This window comes from Cupriavidus sp. 22TCCZM04-2 (assembly GCF_057798895.1).
Genome location: NZ_JBYOJS010000008.1, coordinates 21,102 through 38,495, shown reverse-complemented (window position 1 = coordinate 38,495; position 17,394 = coordinate 21,102). Strand labels below are relative to the sequence as shown.

General features: G+C 68.2%; 15 protein-coding genes. 4 read left to right on the top strand and 11 right to left on the bottom strand.

Going from position 1 to position 17,394, the window contains the following annotated elements:
- Positions 1-76: 76 nt before the first annotated feature.
- Together AC3FKG_RS13875 and AC3FKG_RS13870 are read right to left on the bottom strand one after the other, a co-directional pair.
- On the bottom strand, positions 77-430 hold the full coding sequence (locus AC3FKG_RS13875; RefSeq protein ID WP_488743370.1) for an ArsR/SmtB family transcription factor: 354 nt from the start codon (positions 428-430) through the stop codon (positions 77-79).
- Between the two features lie 227 nt (positions 431-657).
- Positions 658-2,226, bottom strand: a complete 1,569-nt coding sequence (locus AC3FKG_RS13870; protein WP_488743369.1) for a fatty acid--CoA ligase — start codon at positions 2,224-2,226, stop codon at positions 658-660.
- Positions 2,227-2,540: 314 nt separating this feature from the next.
- Here AC3FKG_RS13870 and AC3FKG_RS13865 point away from each other — a divergent pair, with 314 nt between their 5' ends.
- The 3 genes from AC3FKG_RS13865 to AC3FKG_RS13855 all read left to right on the top strand — a co-directional run bounded on the left by AC3FKG_RS13865 (position 2,541) and on the right by AC3FKG_RS13855 (position 8,416).
- Positions 2,541-2,864, top strand: a complete 324-nt coding sequence (locus tag AC3FKG_RS13865) for a thioredoxin family protein (RefSeq protein ID WP_483711611.1) — start codon at positions 2,541-2,543, stop codon at positions 2,862-2,864.
- Positions 2,865-3,076: 212 nt separating this feature from the next.
- Entirely contained in the window at positions 3,077-4,210 is a 1,134-nt protein-coding gene (locus tag AC3FKG_RS13860) for a response regulator (protein ID WP_483711610.1), read from the top strand.
- A gap of 3 nt (positions 4,211-4,213) precedes the next feature.
- Positions 4,214-8,416 (top strand): response regulator, encoded by a 4,203-nt coding sequence (locus tag AC3FKG_RS13855; protein ID WP_488743368.1) that lies wholly within the window; start codon positions 4,214-4,216, stop codon positions 8,414-8,416.
- A 10-nt stretch (positions 8,417-8,426) separates the two neighbouring features.
- Here the strand turns inward: AC3FKG_RS13855 and AC3FKG_RS13850 are convergent, their stop codons facing one another.
- A complete protein-coding gene (locus tag AC3FKG_RS13850; protein ID WP_483711607.1) occupies positions 8,427-8,777 on the bottom strand; it encodes a hypothetical protein in 351 nt (116 codons plus the stop codon).
- Between the two features lie 351 nt (positions 8,778-9,128).
- Here AC3FKG_RS13850 and AC3FKG_RS13845 point away from each other — a divergent pair, with 351 nt between their 5' ends.
- Positions 9,129-10,109, top strand: a complete 981-nt coding sequence (locus AC3FKG_RS13845) for a helix-turn-helix domain-containing protein (RefSeq protein ID WP_488743367.1) — start codon at positions 9,129-9,131, stop codon at positions 10,107-10,109.
- 28 nt (positions 10,110-10,137) lie between these two features.
- Here the strand turns inward: AC3FKG_RS13845 and AC3FKG_RS13840 are convergent, their stop codons facing one another.
- From AC3FKG_RS13840 to AC3FKG_RS13805, 8 genes are read right to left on the bottom strand one after another with little or no spacing between them, the layout of a single operon-like run.
- Positions 10,138-11,778 carry an amidase gene (locus AC3FKG_RS13840; RefSeq protein WP_488743366.1) on the bottom strand — a complete coding sequence of 547 codons (1,641 nt, stop codon included), beginning with the start codon at positions 11,776-11,778 and terminating at the stop codon, positions 10,138-10,140.
- Between the two features lie 46 nt (positions 11,779-11,824).
- On the bottom strand, positions 11,825-13,324 hold the full coding sequence (locus tag AC3FKG_RS13835) for an aldehyde dehydrogenase family protein (RefSeq protein ID WP_488743365.1): 1,500 nt from the start codon (positions 13,322-13,324) through the stop codon (positions 11,825-11,827).
- 34 nt (positions 13,325-13,358) lie between these two features.
- Positions 13,359-13,778 (bottom strand): c-type cytochrome, encoded by a 420-nt coding sequence (locus AC3FKG_RS13830; RefSeq protein ID WP_488743364.1) that lies wholly within the window; start codon positions 13,776-13,778, stop codon positions 13,359-13,361.
- 1 nt (position 13,779) lies between these two features.
- Positions 13,780-14,235 (bottom strand): c-type cytochrome, encoded by a 456-nt coding sequence (locus AC3FKG_RS13825; RefSeq protein WP_488743363.1) that lies wholly within the window; start codon positions 14,233-14,235, stop codon positions 13,780-13,782.
- Positions 14,232-14,747, bottom strand: coding sequence for a methylamine dehydrogenase light chain (locus AC3FKG_RS13820; RefSeq protein WP_488743362.1), 516 nt, complete (start codon positions 14,745-14,747; stop codon positions 14,232-14,234). Before AC3FKG_RS13820 ends, AC3FKG_RS13825 begins: the two co-directional genes overlap by 4 nt.
- Positions 14,748-14,766: 19 nt before the next feature.
- Positions 14,767-15,354, bottom strand: a complete 588-nt coding sequence (gene mauD / locus AC3FKG_RS13815) for a methylamine dehydrogenase accessory protein MauD (RefSeq protein WP_483711601.1) — start codon at positions 15,352-15,354, stop codon at positions 14,767-14,769.
- A gap of 32 nt (positions 15,355-15,386) precedes the next feature.
- Positions 15,387-15,950: a MauE/DoxX family redox-associated membrane protein gene (locus AC3FKG_RS13810; RefSeq protein ID WP_488743361.1), complete on the bottom strand. Its 564-nt coding sequence runs from the start codon at positions 15,948-15,950 to the stop codon at positions 15,387-15,389.
- Positions 15,947-17,146: an amine dehydrogenase large subunit gene (locus AC3FKG_RS13805; protein ID WP_488743360.1), complete on the bottom strand. Its 1,200-nt coding sequence runs from the start codon at positions 17,144-17,146 to the stop codon at positions 15,947-15,949. The genes AC3FKG_RS13810 and AC3FKG_RS13805 overlap by 4 nt, the downstream gene beginning before the upstream one ends.
- Positions 17,147-17,394: the final 248 nt, after the last annotated feature.

Sequence of the window (17,394 nt, the reverse complement as noted above, 5' to 3'; positions counted from 1 at the left end):
AGGGAGGAGCGCACGGGTCTGTGCGATGGCAAGACGCGGGTAGCGTCGGGCCGGTACGAATCAGAGCGTCAGAGAGTCAGAGGTCCTGATGGATATGGTCGAGAAAGGCCTGGATCGTCTCTTCGTCACGCTTGAAGAAGACCCACTGGCCGATGCGCCGGCCACGGATCAGCCCGGCACGCTGCAGCGTCGCGAGGTGCGCCGAGACCGTCGATTGCGACAGCCCGCAGTGCGCGTCGATCAGCCCCGCGCAGACGCCCATGTCGAGCGGATGCTCCTGCGCGGGGAAGTAAGCTTCCGGCGTGCGCAGGCAGGCCAGGATGTTCCGCCGTACGGGATTGGCCAGGGCCTTGTGGATGGCATCCACGTCGATCCCGGGCTTGCCAGGGGCGTTGTCCGGCGAGGGTTGTTTCGGTGATTCGCGAACCATATATCGGGAAACGACAAACTGTATATCGAAACTATACGATATAAGTGGGCGGTCTGCATGACCCCATGAGCGGTGCGGGTTTGTTCAGCAGATTTTTCCCATGGCCCACGGACTTCTGTCATTCACGGCGCATCGGCACGCTTTTTTCTCAGACCGGTTGTGAAGAGGGCTGCCCAATTGCGCGGGCAGCCCTTGAAGTCCTTAGGCCCGTGACACCGCGGGCCGCGTCAGCCGGCGCGGAGCATATGCTTCTGGATCTTGCCGCTCGTCGTCTTGGGCAGCGCGTCCAGGAAATGGTAGCGGCGCGGCCGCTTGTAGGCGGCCAGCCGGTCCCCTTGCAGCAGGTACGCATCAAGCTGTTCGGCGCTGACCTGCGCGTCCGGGCGCTTGACGACATAGGCGCCGACCACCTGGCCCCAGGTCGCATCCGATTCGCCGAGGACCGCAACCTCCAGCACGGCGGGATGCTCGATCAGCGCGTCTTCCACTTCGCGCGGGTAAACGTTCTCGGCGCCCGAATTGATCATGTAGTCGATACGATCGCGGATCCAGAGGTAGCCGTCGCGGTCCAGGCTGGCCAGGTCGCCGGTGTGGTACCAGCCATGGGCCAGCGCCCGTGCGTTGGCATCGGGCCGGTTCAGGTAGCCGCGCATCATGCACGGACCGCGCACCAGGACTTCGCCCACCTCGCCGGCTTCGCATCGCAGGGATGGATCGGTCGGCTCGCCATCGTCGCGCAGGCGGGCCACCACCAGGTCGTGGCCCAGCGACGGCAGGCCTGCCGAGCCCGCGTGGCTCAGTTGCTCGTGCGGATAAAGCACGGACATGCAGGGGCCCATCTCGGTCGTGCCGTAGACCTGCACCAGGCCGGCGCCGATCTTCCGATCCCATTCGCGGATCAGGTGCGGGGCCATCGAGGCGCCGCCATACTCCACGAGCCGCAGCGAAGACAGGTCGCGCCGCTCCGCGTCGGGATGGTTCAGCAGCATGCCAACCATGGTCGGCGCCGCGAAGAAGTGCGTGACGCGCTCGGCCTCGACCAGCGCCCAGGCCTCGCCCGCATCAAAACGCCGCTGCAGCACCTGCGTGGCGCCGAGTTGCAGGCGAGGCAGGAAGCTCGTGTGCAGCTCGGCGGTGTGGTTGAGCGGGGCCACCGACAGGCCCACGTCTTCGCGCGTCAGGCCCATGGCCTGATGCATCATCGCGTTGTGGAACAGCTTGCTGCGATGGGTATGGACCACGCCCTTGGGCCGGCCCGTGGTGCCGCTGGTGTACATGAGGATGCATGGATCCTCCTCGTGCACGATGACCTCCGGTGCCGTGGCGGGCTGGCCGGCGGCCAGCGTGGACAGGTGGTGCGTGGCAAACGACGGCGCCTCGCCGTCGTCCGCAAAGATCCGCAGCGGCGTGCCGGTGGCCTGCGCCGCGGCCTTTTCCGCGACCGTCGCGACTTCGTGCTCGAACACCAGCGCCCGGGCCTTGCCGTCGTTGAGGATGTAGGCCAGTTCCTGTGCGGCCAGGCGATAGTTGACGGGGTTGAACACCGCGCCGATGCGGGCGCAGGCCAGCAGCGTGAAGACGAACGCCGGCGTGTTGTAGAGGAAGGCCGCTACGACGTCGCCCTTGCCAAGGCCGATCGAGATCAGGGCATTGGCGTGGCGATTGACTTCGGCATCCAGCCCGGCATAGGTCCACGCGCGCCGCGCCGCACCGGTGCCGGCGACCAGCGCGGTCTTGCGCGGCAGGTAGCGCGCGGGCCAGGAAAGGGTGTCGCCAAGCGTCAGGCCGTCAGTCAAATTTGTGCTCCAGGGGCTCGGGCGAGCGTGCCCGTACGCCCGTCTCGTTCGCGTAATCGCGAACTATAAGGCGGGGATTACCGGGATGTGAAATAACGATTTCCTCTTTCCTTATGCATGAAGCGGCACGCTGGCGACTGGCGTTGCTGAAATTGCGCATCGGGGGCGCCGATCCCGCCATGCGCTGGGCGAGGAAGCTGGCCTGAAGGGCGGTGGCATGGCAAACTCCGCCGCCGGTACGGTAGTTGCTTCGCAGCAGGCAACCAGCCGCCTGCATAGAAGGACATAGCCCCGCTTCCGGAGGAGACGCTGCGATGCCAATGACCGACCAATACCTTTCCGACGCGCCCGCGCGTGCGGAGATCGATGCCCTGCCAGGTGCCACGGTGATTGAATTCGGCACCGACTGGTGCGGCTATTGCCAGCGTGCCCAGCCGGCGCTGGCCCAGGCCTTTGCCAGCTACCCCGGCCTGCGGCACATCAAGGTGGAAGACGGCAGCGGCCGCCCGCTCGGGCGCTCGTTCCGGGTCAAGCTGTGGCCCACGCTGGTGTTCCTGCGCGATGGCCGGGAGGTATCGCGCCTGGTCAGGCCCGCCGATGCCGCGCCCATTCTGGAGGCCATGGCGGCCATTGCCTGAGCCCGCCCGGCTTGCCGGGCAACCCCCGCAGGAAAGATAAGCCTGCTTGCAATCCCCGCTTCAGGAGGGAACAGGTTTCGCTCGTTCCGGCCGATTCTTCAATTGGCGAACCCTGCGGGGGGCAGCACTCCCCGTGGGCGCCTGGTCCCCGAATCCGGCACGTGGCTGCTTCGCAGATCAGCGACGCGGCCGGCCAATCCTAAGCCTTGAACATGAGCGCCGACAGCCCCGAGCAGCGACCCGCCGTCCTAATCGTCGACGACATTCCGGAGAACATTGCCGCCATGGTGGCAATGCTGCAGGACCAGTACCGCGTGCGCGTGGCCAACCGTGGCGCCAAGGCGCTGCAACTGGCCGCGTCGTCGGCGCCGGACCTGATCCTGATGGACGTATCGATGCCGGAGATGGATGGCTATGAAACCTGCCGCCATCTCAAGTCCAACCCGGCCACCGCGCATGTCCCGGTGATCTTCCTGACCGCCCGCACGGACGAACGCGATGAAGCGCGCGGGTTCGAGGTCGGCGCGGTCGACTACATCATGAAGCCGGTGAGCCCGCCCGTGGCCCGCGCCCGCATTGCCAGCCAGCTCACGCTCAAGCAGGCGCACGATTTCCTGCGCGACCGATCGGCGTACCTGGAGGCCGAGGTTCAGCGGCGCACGCGTGAAATCACGCAGATCGAAGACGCCACCATCATTGCGCTGGCCGCGCTGGCCGAAACCCGCGACAACGAGACCGGCAACCATATCCGCAGGACCCAGCACTACGTCAGGGCCCTGGCCCGCGCGCTGCGCCACGACCCGCGCTTCAGCGCGCAACTGGACGACCGCACCATCGACCTGCTGTTCAAGTCCGCGCCGCTGCACGATATCGGCAAGGTCGGCATTCCGGATCGGATCCTGCTCAAGCCGGGCAAGCTGACCGCGGAAGAATTCGAGACCATGAAGTCCCACACGCTGCTGGGACGCGATGCTATTGCCGATGCCGAGGCCCAGTGCGGCACGGGCGATTCCTTCCTGCGCTATGCGCGCGAAATCGCCCAGTACCACCACGAGAAATGGGATGGCACGGGTTATCCGGAGGGACTTGCCGGCGATGCCATTCCCGTGTCGGCCCGCCTGATGGCGCTGGCCGATGTCTATGACGCGCTGATTTCACGGCGCGTCTATAAGCCGGCCTTCTCGCACCAGGAAGCCGTGCGCATCATCCTGGAAGGCCGCGGCCGGCATTTCGACCCCGGCATGGTCGACGCATTCGAGGGCATCGCCGGCGAATTCCACGCGATTGCACTGCGCTTTGCCGATCCCGCGCACGCGCCGCAGCGCCAGGCCGCGCCTGCCACCTGAACGATGTCCAGGCCCGATTCCCACGCAGGCTTCTGGCTGCGCGGCTCGCTGCCGGCCTACGGTGCGCTGCTGATCCTGGCGGTCTGGCTGGTGGCGTTCGCCGCCATGTCCATGGTGCGCCAGAACGAGCAGGCCAGCGTCGGTGCGCGCCTGGGTGCCACCGTGAACACCACCGCGCGACAGCTTGAGACCTGGGCCGCCGACCAGCGTCGCCGCGCCGTCTCCATGAGCACGCTGGACGAGACAGTCCGGCTGGCGCGGCCGCTGCTGGCCAAGGGCGCGCAGCCCGGTCCCGAACAATTGCGCGACTTCGTCAACTGGATCACGCCGCTGTACCGCTCCAACGGTTATATCGGCTACGGCCTGATCACGATGGATAACCGCATACTGGTGTCCGACCTGGTCGAGCGCAACGGCAAGACGCTGCAGCCCGAAGCCGCCGCCACCGCGACGCGTGCGCGAGAGAACGGCGCGTCGGTGTCGGCGCCGTACCGCGGGCCGCTGCTCCAGGACGGACTGGGCGGGCCGGCGGGCCACAGTCCGTTCCAGATCGTGTGTTCGCGCCTGTGGGACCATGATCGCGTGGTCGGCGCGCTATGCCTGCGCATCGATCCGTATGCCGTGATGCTGCAGATCCTCAAGGCCGCGCGCTTCGGCAACTCGGGCGAGCTGTATGTGATCGACCGCGACGGCCGCCTCAGTTCGCCGAGCCGCTTCGACGAGACGCTGGCCGGACAGGGGCTGCTCCAGCCCGGCGATGCTTCCATGTTCAACCTGCGCGTGCGCGTGCCGACCGACCTGGGCAACGGCCGCTGGCGCACCGCGGACGATGCGCCGCTCACGAACCTGGCGCAGCAGGTGCTGCAGTCGGAAGCCCTGCAGCTGGCCTTTGGCTACCGCGGCTACCGCGGCCAGCGCGCGGCCGGGGCGGGGCTATGGATACCAGCACTGGGATGCGGGCTGATCCTGGAGCAGGACATGGAGGAGACGCTCAGCTCCTACCTGTCCACGCGCACCGTGGTGGCCAGCATGGCGGGCGTGATCATGCTGCTGATCGCCGTGGCGGCCTGGGCCCTGCGCAAGAGCCAGCACAAGCTGGCGCAGAGCGAAGAGCGGCTGCGCGCCTTGCTGGACCATTCGCCGGCCATCATGCACCTGAAGGACCGTAACCATGCCTTCCTGCAGCTCAATCCGTCCCTGGAGGCATTGCTCGGACAGGAGCGGGATGCGCTTCTGGGCAAGACCGACCGCGAGCTCGCGGTCATGCCCGGCGGCACGCAAGAGCGCTGGGAGATCGAAGAACGGGTGATGGCCACCGGCCAGGCCGAAGAGCAGATCTACGCGCTGGCCTCGCCGGAAGGCACCCGACAGCTGCGGATGATGCGTTTCCCGGTGCAGGACCCGACCAGCAAGGCCGTGGTGGGCGTGGGCGCGGTAGGCATCGATATTACCGAGCAGGAGCGTGCCAACCGCGAACTGAAGGAGTTGTCGCAGACGCTCGAGCACAAGGTGTGGGAGCGCACCCGCGAGCTGGCCGTGGCCAACGCGGAGCTGGCCAAGGCCAAGAACGAAGCCGAGTCCGCCGCCCAGGCCAAGGCCAGCTTCCTGGCCAATATGAGCCACGAGATCCGGACGCCGATGAACGCGGTGATCGGCATGGCGCACCTGGCGCTCAGCACCCATCTGGACCCACAGCAGCGCGACTACATCGAGAAGATCCAGCGTGCGGGCCAGCACTTGCTCGGCATCCTGAACGACATCCTGGACCTGTCGAAGATCGAGGCCGGCAAGCTGGAGATCGAGCAGGTCGATTTCTCGCTGGAGCGCCTGCTGCGCACGGTGGGCGACCTGGTCAGCGAACGCGCCGCCGCCAAGCAACTGGAACTGGTGGTCGATGTACAGCCGGACGTGCCCGATTCACTGCGCGGCGATCCGCTGCGCATCCGCCAGGTGCTGATCAACTTCACCACCAATGCGGTCAAGTTCACCGAGCGCGGCGAGATTGCCATCCGCGTCGCGCGCTGCGCCGGCGAACACGCCGAGACGCGGGTCCGGCTGCATTTCGAGGTGCGCGATACGGGCATCGGTATCGATGCCGATGCCATGCCGCGGCTGTTCCGCAGCTTCGAACAGGCCGACAGCTCCACCACGCGGCAATATGGCGGCAGCGGCCTGGGGCTGGCCATCAGCCAGCGCCTGGTCACGCTCATGGGCGGCGCGATCGGCGTGCAGAGCGAGGCAGGCAAGGGCAGCACGTTCTGGTTCGAGCTGTCGCTGCTGCCGGGCACCCGGCGGGCGCCGGCACTGCTGGTGCAACCTGAACTCGCGGGGCGCCGCCTGCTGGTGGTCGATGACCATGGCTACGCGCGCCAGGTGATCGCGTCCATGCTGCGCGGCTTTGGCTTCCGCGCGGACGAAGTCGAATCAGGCGAAAAGGCGCTGGCCGCCATCCAGCATGCGGATGCCGTGTCCGATCCCTACCATGCGGTCTACATCGACTGGCGCATGCCCGGGCTGGACGGCATCGAAACCGTGCGCCGGCTGGCCGCGATGTCCTTGCAGGGCCAGCGTCCGCGCCCGCTGATGATTACCGCCAACGGCCGCGAAGAGGTCGTGCGCGAAGGCCAGCGCAATGGCTTCGAGACCACGCTGCACAAGCCGGTCAGCCCGTCGGTCCTGTTCGACGCGACCATGCGCGTGCTGGCGTCGGAGCCGGGGCGCCTGCCAGACCGGGGTGCGCCGAGGTCCGTGACGGGGCCAAGCTGGACGCTGCCGCATGCGCGCGTGCTGCTGGTCGAAGACAACGAGATCAACCGCGAAGTCGCCACCCACCTGCTACAGCAGGCCGGCATCACCCCCGATACGGCGGCGAATGGTGCGATCGCACTCGAACTGCTGGCCGGCCAGGACTACGACCTGGTGCTGATGGACATGCAGATGCCGATCATGGACGGCTTCGAAGCCACGCGCCACATCCGCGCCAATCCGCGGCTGGCGTCGATGCCGGTGGTGGCGATGACGGCCAACGCATTGCCCGAAGACCGCAGCCGCTGCCTGGCCGCGGGCATGGACGACCATATTCCCAAGCCCATCAGTCCCGCCACCTTTTTCACGACCCTGCACCGCTGGCTGACCGGCACGCCGTCAAGGACTGGCGCCGGCACGCAGGGAGCCGCAGGCTGGCGTGACGATCCGCTGGGCATGCAGGACGCCGTGGTGGCAGGCCCCGAACCTGACGCGCGGAATGCCGCGCCGGACTGGACCCTAGCATTGGCTGCCACGGGCCTGGTCGATGTCGATGGTGCCGTTGCCCGGGCAGGCGGGCGCGTCGACACGTTCCGCCAGTTGCTGGAACGCCTGCTTTCGGGCTATGCCCGCACACCGGAGCGGATCGCCGTGCTGCTGCGGGCCGGCGAGCGTACCGAGGCCGCGCGCCTGGCGCACACGCTGGCCGGACTGGCCGGCAACCTTGGCGCCAGGCACGTGGCCGGGGCCTCGGCATCGCTGGAGTGCGCGCTGATGGGAATGTCGTCGGAAGATCCGTCCACCTTGCTACAAGCGCTGGAACAGGCGCATGCCAGCCTGTGCGAAGCCCTGCGCGAGCACCTGCCGCCAGATACACCGGAACCGGCCGCCCCGGTTTCCAGCCCATCCGTCGGCATCGCGGACGTACTTGACCGTCTGCGCCGCCAGCTGGCCGATGGCGCCAGCGAGGCAAGCCTGACACTTGCGGCCCACCGCCAGCGGCTGGCGGAGGCGTTGGATGCCGATCGCTTGCGCCGCTGTGCGAGGCGGTGGAGAACTATGACTTCGACGGGGCGGTGGAGATTCTGGCTGACGGAGAAGACTAGGGACGCGCCTTGGTGGATCCGGGGCCAACGAGCCGCAATGGCGCAGTCCGGCGGGGTGACCGCAGCGGCATCAGTAGGGCCGTGCAGCCACCGCGCTGATCAACCGTGGTGCGGGGCGCCAGGCATGCTCGCCGCCGTGGCACCGGTCGAACGCTGGTGGGTGTCGGTGCACGGGTGCGCCGCGCGCGCCGCCGCGCGGCCGCGCTCGATGACGGCCCAGTCGGGGCCGGCCATGGCGGGCCACGCCGCCGTGACAGCCGCGGCGCCAAGCAGCGCCAGCAGGATGGTCTTCATTGCGATCTCTGGAAGGAATTGTGCGCGCAGGCGTCGTGGCAGACGAGGCCTGCGCCAATGATGCGTTCTGCTTACGCGTTGGCGTTGGCGTCCGCGAGCGCTGCGCCATGTGCGGGCGGCGCCGACACGCCGGAGTGGTCCATGCCAGCGATGTTCAGGCTGGCACCGGCGCTGTGGCCGCCGTCGGTGAAGGCGTCGCGCTTGTCGGTGACGTGGCCGCCGTCGGTGAACGGGTCGCGCTTGCCGATGGCGTTGGCGCCGTCCGTGAACGGGTCGGGCTTGCCCTGGCGCATGACGTAGCCGTAGCGGTCACCGGAGATGCCACGGTCCTGCAGGCCTTGGGCGGCGGCCTGGCCGGCGATCGCGCTGGCACCAAGGGTGATGGCCGTAAGGAGGAGGGCGTTGAGAGTCTTGTTGTGCATGGTTGCTGCTTCTTCTGACTGATTTCAGGCGGCATTCCCCGTGGGGCTGGTGGGGGCGCGGGGCGGCGGATCTGCCGCCCTGCATGCCGTCCGGGTCGCCTTGTGAGCGGTGCCGTAGTGTTTTTTGTGCGGCACGGAAGCAAGTGTAGCCACGCACAGCTATTCCGATGATGATTTAAATGGCGATATACAAGTCGTTTTTTTCATCGTCGATGTCTGGCCCGCTCCGCGCCATCAGGGTTACCCCGCTTCGTTGCCGGGCGTGCCGTTCGCTACAGTGCAGTGTTGCACCCGCGCGGAACCACGTGGCCCGAGCCACCGCGTGCCGGTACAGCGTTCCAGGCCGCCCCCATGAATCCTCCGACGCTCACATCCCAGTCCTTGCCCGAAGCCGCTGCCGTGCGTGCCTTGCGCCACGTCGTGGCTGACGACGCGCACGCGGCCGCCGTCGAGCTGGACGGCTGGCAGCAGCGCTACCAGCAGCTCACGCCGGGCGCCTTTCGCGCCGAAATGTCGCAGGTGACCTATGGCGACGTCCATGTCTTCCGCGAGCAGACTTCACAGAGCCTGCTGGAAGAAGGCGAAGCCGCAAAGGGCTATGTCGCACTCGCCTTGCCCGATATGCAATGCCAGGGCGGCTGGTTTTCCGGCTACGCCATGGATGGGCAGACCTTGCTGTGGGGGCCGTCGATGGCCATGCGCACGCCGCAGCAACTGGACCTGGCCGGCCTGACCGTACCCTTGCCGGCACTCCAGCGCGCCGTGGCACAGGCCGGGGGCGAGCCGGAGCGGCTCGCTCGCATGCCGCCCGTGCGGCCGGTCTCGAAGCGCGCGGGCCGGGAGTTCCGGGCCGTGCTGCTGTCCGTCCTGGCCACCGCAGCGATGGATGCCGAGGTGTTCAGCAACCGCTTTGTCGAAAGCGCGATGCGCGATGCCTTGCTGCTCGCCGCAGCGGTGGTCCTGGTCGGGGAAGGGAATGCCGGGATCGACCGCTTGCCAACCGCTCCTGCGCGGCGCCGGCTGGTGGCCGACGCCTACCAGATGATCCGCAGCGCGCCGGAGCAGCCGTGGAGCATCCTGTCGCTGTGCGAACGGCTGGGCGTGTCGCGGCGGACGCTGCAATACAGCTTCAACGAGGTCACCGGCCTGTCGCCACTCGATTTCGTGCGCGCGGTGCGGATGAATGGCGTGCGCCAGGTGCTTCGCGCCGGCGTGGCGGACTCGGTCGGCGCGGCCGCGGCAAGCTTCGGCTTCCAGCATCTGCCGCGATTTGCCGCGCAGTACCGCGCGTTCTTCGGCGAATTGCCGTCAGCCACGCTGGCGCGTCGCTGAACGGCGTCTCGCACGAGCGTCCTGCCGTTCAGGCGACGACCGCCCGTGGCAGATGGCGGCCCACCCAGTCCCGTTCCTGCTCGTAAGCCCGTGCCACACGCAGCACGCCGAGGTCGTCTCGCGGGCGGCCAATCAGCTGCATGCCCATCGGCAGGCCGTTCTGGCCGAAGCCGACCGGCACGCTGATCGCCGGGCAGCCTGACAGCGTCCAGGGAAACACGACTTCCATCCAGCGGTGGTAAGTGTCCATCTGGCGGCCCGCGATCTCTTTCGGCCACGGCTGGCGCACGTGGAACGGGAACACCTGCGCGGTGGGTACGGCGATGTAGTCGAAGCTTGCAAAGACATGCTCCAGTGCCTGGTACCACGCGCTGCGATCGGCGCTCGCGGCGTAGATGTCCTCGGCGCTGAGCCTCAGTGCGCCTTCGATTTCCCAGATGGCTTCCGGCTTGAGCATGGCGCGCCTGGCCGGGTCCTTGTAGAACGGCAGCATGCCGTTGCCGACCAGGAAGTGGCGGTGCACCAGCCACGTCTTCCACAGGCGCTCCGGCGAAAACGGCGGCTTGATCTTTTCGACACTGACGCCGAACGCCGCAAACGCCTGCAGTGCCTGCTCGCACAGCGGCAGAATGCCGCCTTCCATCGGCAGATAGCCGTCCCAGTCGCCAAGCCAGGCCACGCGCTTGCCCTTGAGGTCGGTCGACAGCGCCGCCATGACGTTCTCCGGCGTCAGCGTCGCAAGCACCGGGTCCGCCGCAAGCGCCTGTGGCGTGCGCGGATCGGGGCCGGCCTGCGTGGCCAGCAGCAGCGCCACGTCGGCCACGGTGCGGCCCATCGGACCTTCGTAGCCGAGTTGCTGGAGGAAGACCTCGGGCGTGGGGCCATAAGGAACGCGGCCCACGGACGGGCGGAAGCCATAGACATTGCAGAACCCGGCCGGATTGCGCAGCGAGCCGCCGAAATCGCTGCCGTCGGCCACCGGCAGCAGCCGCATGGCCAGCGCGGCCGCCGCGCCGCCGCTGCTGCCGCCGGCCGTGCGCGTGCTGTCATACGGATTGCGCGTGGCGCCATAGACCGGGTTGAAGGTCTGCGAGCCCAGGCCGAACTCCGGCGTATTGGTCTTGCCAAGCAGGATCGCGCCGGCCTTGCGCGCACGTTCGACGATGATGGCGTCCGTCGCCGGCACGTTGTCCTTGAAGATCGGCGAGCCGAACGTGGTGCGGATGCCCCGTGTGAGCGCGAGGTCCTTGGGCGCCTGCGGCATGCCGTGCATCCAGCCGGCCACCTTGCCGGCCGCGAGCGCTTCATCGGCGGCGGCGGCTTCCTGCATCAGCACGTCGCGCCCGCGCAGCGCCACGATGGCGTTGGTCACCGGGTTGACGTGGTCGATATGGGCCAGGTAGGCCGTCATGACCTGCCGGCAGGACAGGCGGCCGCCGCGGATCTCGCGCGAAAGCTGCCACGCCGGCATCAGCACGATGGGGTCGGGCGTGCCGCCTCCTGTGGTCGGGCCGGCCGTGGCAGGTGACGCCCCGTCGGGCGCTGCACTGGCCGTTCGGCTGGCCATGGCGGCCACGGCAACCGTGGAAACCGCGGCGCCGGCAAGGTGGCTCAGCCACTGGCGCCGGCCGGTCAGCGGGGAAGACGTGGCGGGGGCAGTATCGTTCATGGTGTGTGCTGGCATGGATCAGAACCGGTTGGCAGGCGCGCGGCGCTTACACCGCGATCATGACCGATTTGGTTTCGGTGTAGTGGTCGAATACGGCGCGGCCCATCTCGCGGCCCAGCCCCGATTGCTTGAAGCCGCCGAACGGCATGGCGTTGTCGAGCAGGTTGTGGCAATTGACCCAGACCGTGCCGGCCTTGATGCGCGGCACCAGCCGGTGCACGCGCGACAGGTCGTTGGACCAGACCGACGCGGCCAGCCCGAACGGCGTGCCGTTGGCGCGACCCACGACTTCGTCGATGTCGTCGTAGGGCAGTGCAACGACCACGGGACCGAAGATTTCCTCCTGCACCACGGACGAAGTCTCGGGGGCATGCGCCAGCACCGTAGGCTTGAAGAAGTGCCCGCGCGGCAGTTCTGCATTGCCGCCGCAAACCAGTTGGGCGCCGGCATCGACGCCGGCCTGCACATAGCCCGCCACGCGTTTGCGCTGGCGGCGTGACACCAGCGGACCCATGCCGGTGTCGGGCTCCAGGCCCGGCCCCAGACGCAGGCTGTTGGCAATGTCGGCCAGTGCCTGCACCGTCGCATCGAACTTCGCGCGCGGCAGGTACAGGCGCGACCCGGCGGTGCAGACCTGGCCCTGGTTGAAGAAGATGGCCTGTGCGGCGCCGGCGGCGGCGGATTCGGGCGACATATCGTCGAGCATGATGACGGGCGACTTGCCGCCAAGCTCCAGCGTCACCCGCGCCAGGCGCTGCATGGCTGCGCCGCCGACCAGCTTGCCGACTTCCGTCGAGCCGGTGAAGGCAATCTTGTCGACATCCGGATGACCGGCCAGCGCCGCACCGCAGTGCGCGCCGTCGCCGGTGACGATATTGACCACGCCCGCCGGATAGCCGGCTTCGATCACCAGTTCGCCCAGGCGCAGCGCCGACAGCGGCGTTTCCTCGGCCGGCTTGAGCACCACGGTGCAGCCGCAGGCCAGCGCTGGCCCGAGCTTCCATGCGGCCATCAGCAAAGGGAAATTCCACGGAATGATGGCGGCGACCACGCCCACGGCTTCCTGCCGCGTGAACGCGACGAACTCGCGCTCGCGCACCAGCGGCACGGACACGTCCAGGCTTTCGCCATGCAGCTTGGTGGCCCAGCCGGCCATATAGCGCAGGAAGCCGGCCGCACCGGCCACGTCGATGGCGCGCGCCATGGTCGCGGGCTTGCCGTTGTCCAGCGCCTCGATCTGCGACAGTTCCTCGGCGTTGGACTCGACCAGGTCAGCCAGGCGCAGCAGCAGGCGTTCGCGGTCCGACGGGCGCATGGCGTGCCACGGACCTTGCTCGAAGGCCTTGCGCGCGGCCTGCACGGCGGCGTCGACATCGGCGGCACCTGCGGCGGGCACTTCGGCAAGCGCGGTCTCGGTAGCGGGGTCCTCTGTCGTAAAGACCGCGCCGTCGGCAGCGGCGCACCACTGGCCGTCAATCAGCATGCGCTTCGGGCGTTGCAGGAAATCGCGCGCGGCGGCGCAAAGCAGTTCGGTGCGGGTGTCCATGGGTCTCCTCTGGTGTCTTCGTTGGTGTCGGGTTTCAGCGGCTGGTGCCCAAGATGGCGGCACGGTGTGCGGCCACGTCGTCAAGCCGCTGGTTGCGGTCGCGGGTCACTTCATCCGTGGTGAACGGGGCGATGTCCTGGCGGCCGGTCAGTGCGGGCAGCATCCAGTTCATCAGTCCGGCAATTTCGGCATCCGTCAGCGACGAGCCGGAGGTGCCGGGCACCTGGATCAGGAACGCGCGCCCCGCGGCCGTGGCTATCAGTTGCGGCACGGTGGCGCGCAGGTCCGGAATGCCGGCCGCGGGCTTGCCGGAGCCGTCCGGCAGGTGGCAGCCGGAGCAATGCAGCACATAGTCGGCGTGGCCGCGCTGCAACCGGCCTTCGGCGCGCGCGGCCCCAGCCATCAGCGCGGTGGCCACGCAGGCAAGGACCAGGCGAAGGACGGCGTGCCGCATGTCAGTGCGCCGCGTCGCGCAGCTTGCGCACGGCGCCCGGTGTCTTGCGGGCCGTGCGCGCCTGGGTGAACGCGTCGGCGCCCACGGTGGCCGCGTCCAGGCCGTTCTGCGTGCCGAGCCAGGCGAGCACGGCGGCAAGCGAATCATCGGGCAACGTGCCGAACGACGGCATGACGCCGTTGAACGACTGGCCCTGCGATTCGATCGGGCCGGCCATGCCATGCACCAGCACGTTCGCCAGGTAAGCCTGGCCCGCAGGCGAGCCAAGGCGCTCGCGCAGCGCGTTGGCCAGCGGCGGCGCCACGCCCGGGATGCCGCTGGCATCGTTGTTGTGGCAGGCGGCGCAGTTGGCGGCAAACACGTCCTTGCCCTGCGCCGCCAGATCCGCGGCGCTTGCGGTGGCCGCCGCGCCGGCAAGCGCGAAGGCCACGCACAGGCGATGCAATGGGGACTTCATTCCTGAACTCCAAGGATGATCGAGGTGGTGCAATGGAACATGGTGCTGGCGTTGCTCATGCACCAGTTGACGTCGTTGTGCACGCCGAGCTTGTAGCCAGGGCGTTCGCGTTCGTTGGTGTTGCACTCGCAGCGGCCACACGTGGTTTTGCCGCAGCAGTCGTTGTAGCTGACCATGTAGTCCTTGCCGTCGGCCGGGTTGCGGCAGGTGCCGACCCATGACACGCGTGACGGCTCGGTGCCCGGCGGACATGTGGTCGAACTGCCGCCGCAGCACGAGCACAGGAAGCCATCCACGGCGCAGTACTTCCAGTAATCACAGGAGGTCTCGTCCGCGGCCTTGCCAGTGCTGGCGCCATGCGCCGCGGCGGCATGGGCGCTGCGGTCGAACGGCAGTACCGGCAGTGCCACCGTGCCCACCATGGCCTTGCCGAGCGTGGCCAGCACGCTGCGGCGCCCGGTGCGCTGCGCGGCCCGGCGGGTCTGGCGTTCGAAAAGCTTGTCAAACCACATCGTCGTGTCTCCTTGCCGCTCAGGCATGCGTTTCCAGGAACTGCTGGACGGACGCCACGTTCATGTCCATGGCCGTGAACAGGCTTTCGAGCTGTTCGCGGGAATTGACCAGCCCCTTGGCGCGCAGCGTTCCCTGCTGGTCCAGCAGCACCGCATAGGGCAGCTTGCCGATCTGCAGGTGCATGCCCAGCTCGCGCGACAGCACGTAGTCGAATTCGCCCAGTCCGGCCTGGCGCAGGAAGGCCAGGTGCTCGGGCTGCTCGCCGTCGGATGCCAGCACCACGCGCAGCCACCTGCCTTCGCTGGCGCGGATCGACTTCAGGACGGGAACCAGCTTCTTGCAGACGGGGCAGGTCGGCGACAGGAAGAACAGCAGCGTGCTGGCCGGCTGCGTGCCGCCCACGGTGACGGCCGTGCCGCGCACGTCCTGCAAGGCAAACGGCGACAGCGGCTGGCCCACGCGGGGACCGGCGTCGATCATCAGCGCGCCCATCGGGGCCACGCGTTCATACAGGATGCCGACCTGGCGCGCGAGCGCGTAGAGCCCGAACAGCAGCGCCAGCACGGCGATCCACAGCACGATATTGGCAATGACAAGTGCAGTCATGACAGTCTCACGAAGAATGAAGGGGAAAAGAATCAGGCGCGCACCGCACCACGGGCGCGGCCGGCGTTGACCAGGAGTTGCGTGGCGCCCAGCCACATGAGCAGCAGCGCCAGCGCGACAAAGCCCGCGGCGGCGAAGTCGAGCGCAGCCATGGAGCGGCCGTTGCCGGCGCTTGCCGACGCAGCGGCGATGACCAGTACCGCCAGCAGCGCGGCGTTGCGCCACAGCAAGCCGCCGGACAGCGGCATGTTGTCGTCCGCGCCGCCGCAGCCACAGCGGATATCGCGCCGGCCGCGCAGCAGGTTGATGACCACGGCGCCGGTTGCCACGCCGGACACTGCCATGGCGACCAGTGCCGAAGCTGCCTGCAGCGGCATCAGCGCCAGCAGCAGCACGGCTATGGCTTCGAGGCCGAGATAGGCGAATGCCACCGCGCGCGACCATGCGGCCGGCACAAGGCGGTATGCATCGACCGCGGCATGGAAGCGGTCCGGCTCGCGCAGCTTGGGCACCACCGAAAGCAGCAGCACGAGCGCGGCGGCCGCGCTGCAGGCCGCGATGACGACCGGGTCGCCGATCAGGTCCTGGGCGGTCATTGGTGCGCCTCCAGTTGCACCGAGTTCTCGCTCACGTTGTCCATGCGCGCCACGGGCTTCAGGTTGCGCGCGGGATCCAGCGCGACCACGCCGGCCTTGGCGGCATCGAGCGCGTAGACGACCGGCTGGCTGCCTTGCGTGATGGTCATTGCCAGCGCGTTCTGCCCCGGCGCGCGCGCCACGCGTTTCTGCCGGGCCAGGTCGACGGTCCAGATCTCGGTTGCCGGACTCTTGTGCGAGCCTTCGCGGCTGCGTGGGTGCATGCCGACATAGAGCCGCTGCGAGGCCGCGTGCAGCGTGAAGAGCTGGTAGCCGCCCGGCTTCCAGCCACCCTTGGCATCGGCGTCGGACACGATTGGCCACGGCTTGCCGAAGGCGGGTGCCTCGCCCGACAGGTCGGCCGTGTAGACGTTGCCGTTGAAGGAGACGAAGTACAGCGTGTCGCCGATGCGTTCTGCATGCAGGAAGACCGGGTCGGCATCGGGATCGAACATGCGCGCGCTGCGCTTCTGGCCGGTGGGCTGGCCTTGCGCGTCGTGCGAGACGGTCAGCATGCCGCCGTCGCTGCACAGCGTGCGGAAGCGCTGGCTCGATGCCGCCGTGGCGAAGATGCCCCAGCAGCCCGGCGTCTGCGTTTCCGCGACGAACTTGCCCGCCTGCAGGTCGACGATGCTGACCGAAGTGGCCGGCGTGGCATTCTGCACGTACAGGAAGTGCCCGTCGGCCGACACCGCGATAATGCCGCGGTAATTCAGCGACTGCGCATGGCGCGGCGGAATGACGATCTCGCTGCGGTAGGCGAGCGTGTCGGCGTCATAGATGCTGACGACATCGGTGCGCTCGCCGCGCGTCAGGCGCGGGTAGTAGGTCGAGACGACGTAGAGGGAACGCTTGTCGGGCGACAGCACGGACTGGCCGCCGAAGCCAGTGGGCAGCAGGCCGAGATACTTCATCTTGCTGCCATCGACCACGTGCAGCCGGCCGTCCACCATATGGCGGAAGGCCACGTCGGAGATATACAGGCGGTTCTCGTCGGCGGGCGGCAGCGGCGCCACCGTCAGGGTCTCGGGCGGGAGGTCTTCGGCCACCGCGGCGCCGGCGCCAAGGGTCGCGGCAAGCAAGAGGGGAATCAGGCACCGGGCCTTGCGCCCGGCTTCCCGCGGCGCACGCGCTGGCGTGCTGCTGGCGTCAATCACGACTGGCTCCTGTCTGGGCTGGAATGGAGCCAGTCTATGAACGGCGGCCGGTCAGGCGTTAGCCGGGATCGGCAATCGGCATACCGGGGGAATTACTGAGGCGGGCCGTGGGAGTGGCGCCGCGGAAAGGGGTTCCATGCGCCGGAAAGGCGCAGGATTCGCCTTCAGGCAGGGCTGGAGGGGTGACTGAGGGCATTGCTGCACCGTGCGCAGGCATGGCGGCGTCTGGCGGACTATCCGTTTTTGGC

Excerpts from the sequence above, each read along its gene's own strand:
- AC3FKG_RS13845 (WP_488743367.1), top strand. The coding sequence starts at position 9,129 with ATGAATCCTCCGACGCTCACATCCCAGTCCTTGCCCGAAGCCGCTGCC.
- AC3FKG_RS13855 (WP_488743368.1), top strand. The coding sequence starts at position 4,214 with ATGTCCAGGCCCGATTCCCACGCAGGCTTCTGGCTGCGCGGCTCGCTG.
- AC3FKG_RS13875 (WP_488743370.1), bottom strand. The coding sequence starts at position 430 with ATGGTTCGCGAATCACCGAAACAACCCTCGCCGGACAACGCCCCTGGC.
- AC3FKG_RS13850 (WP_483711607.1), bottom strand. The coding sequence starts at position 8,777 with ATGCACAACAAGACTCTCAACGCCCTCCTCCTTACGGCCATCACCCTT.
- AC3FKG_RS13825 (WP_488743363.1), bottom strand. The coding sequence starts at position 14,235 with ATGAAGTCCCCATTGCATCGCCTGTGCGTGGCCTTCGCGCTTGCCGGC.
- mauD (WP_483711601.1), bottom strand. The coding sequence starts at position 15,354 with ATGACTGCACTTGTCATTGCCAATATCGTGCTGTGGATCGCCGTGCTG.
- AC3FKG_RS13810 (WP_488743361.1), bottom strand. The coding sequence starts at position 15,950 with ATGACCGCCCAGGACCTGATCGGCGACCCGGTCGTCATCGCGGCCTGC.
- AC3FKG_RS13860 (WP_483711610.1), top strand. The coding sequence starts at position 3,077 with ATGAGCGCCGACAGCCCCGAGCAGCGACCCGCCGTCCTAATCGTCGAC.
- AC3FKG_RS13830 (WP_488743364.1), bottom strand. The coding sequence starts at position 13,778 with ATGCGGCACGCCGTCCTTCGCCTGGTCCTTGCCTGCGTGGCCACCGCG.
- AC3FKG_RS13820 (WP_488743362.1), bottom strand. The coding sequence starts at position 14,747 with ATGTGGTTTGACAAGCTTTTCGAACGCCAGACCCGCCGGGCCGCGCAG.
- AC3FKG_RS13840 (WP_488743366.1), bottom strand. The coding sequence starts at position 11,778 with ATGAACGATACTGCCCCCGCCACGTCTTCCCCGCTGACCGGCCGGCGC.
- AC3FKG_RS13835 (WP_488743365.1), bottom strand. The coding sequence starts at position 13,324 with ATGGACACCCGCACCGAACTGCTTTGCGCCGCCGCGCGCGATTTCCTG.
- AC3FKG_RS13865 (WP_483711611.1), top strand. The coding sequence starts at position 2,541 with ATGCCAATGACCGACCAATACCTTTCCGACGCGCCCGCGCGTGCGGAG.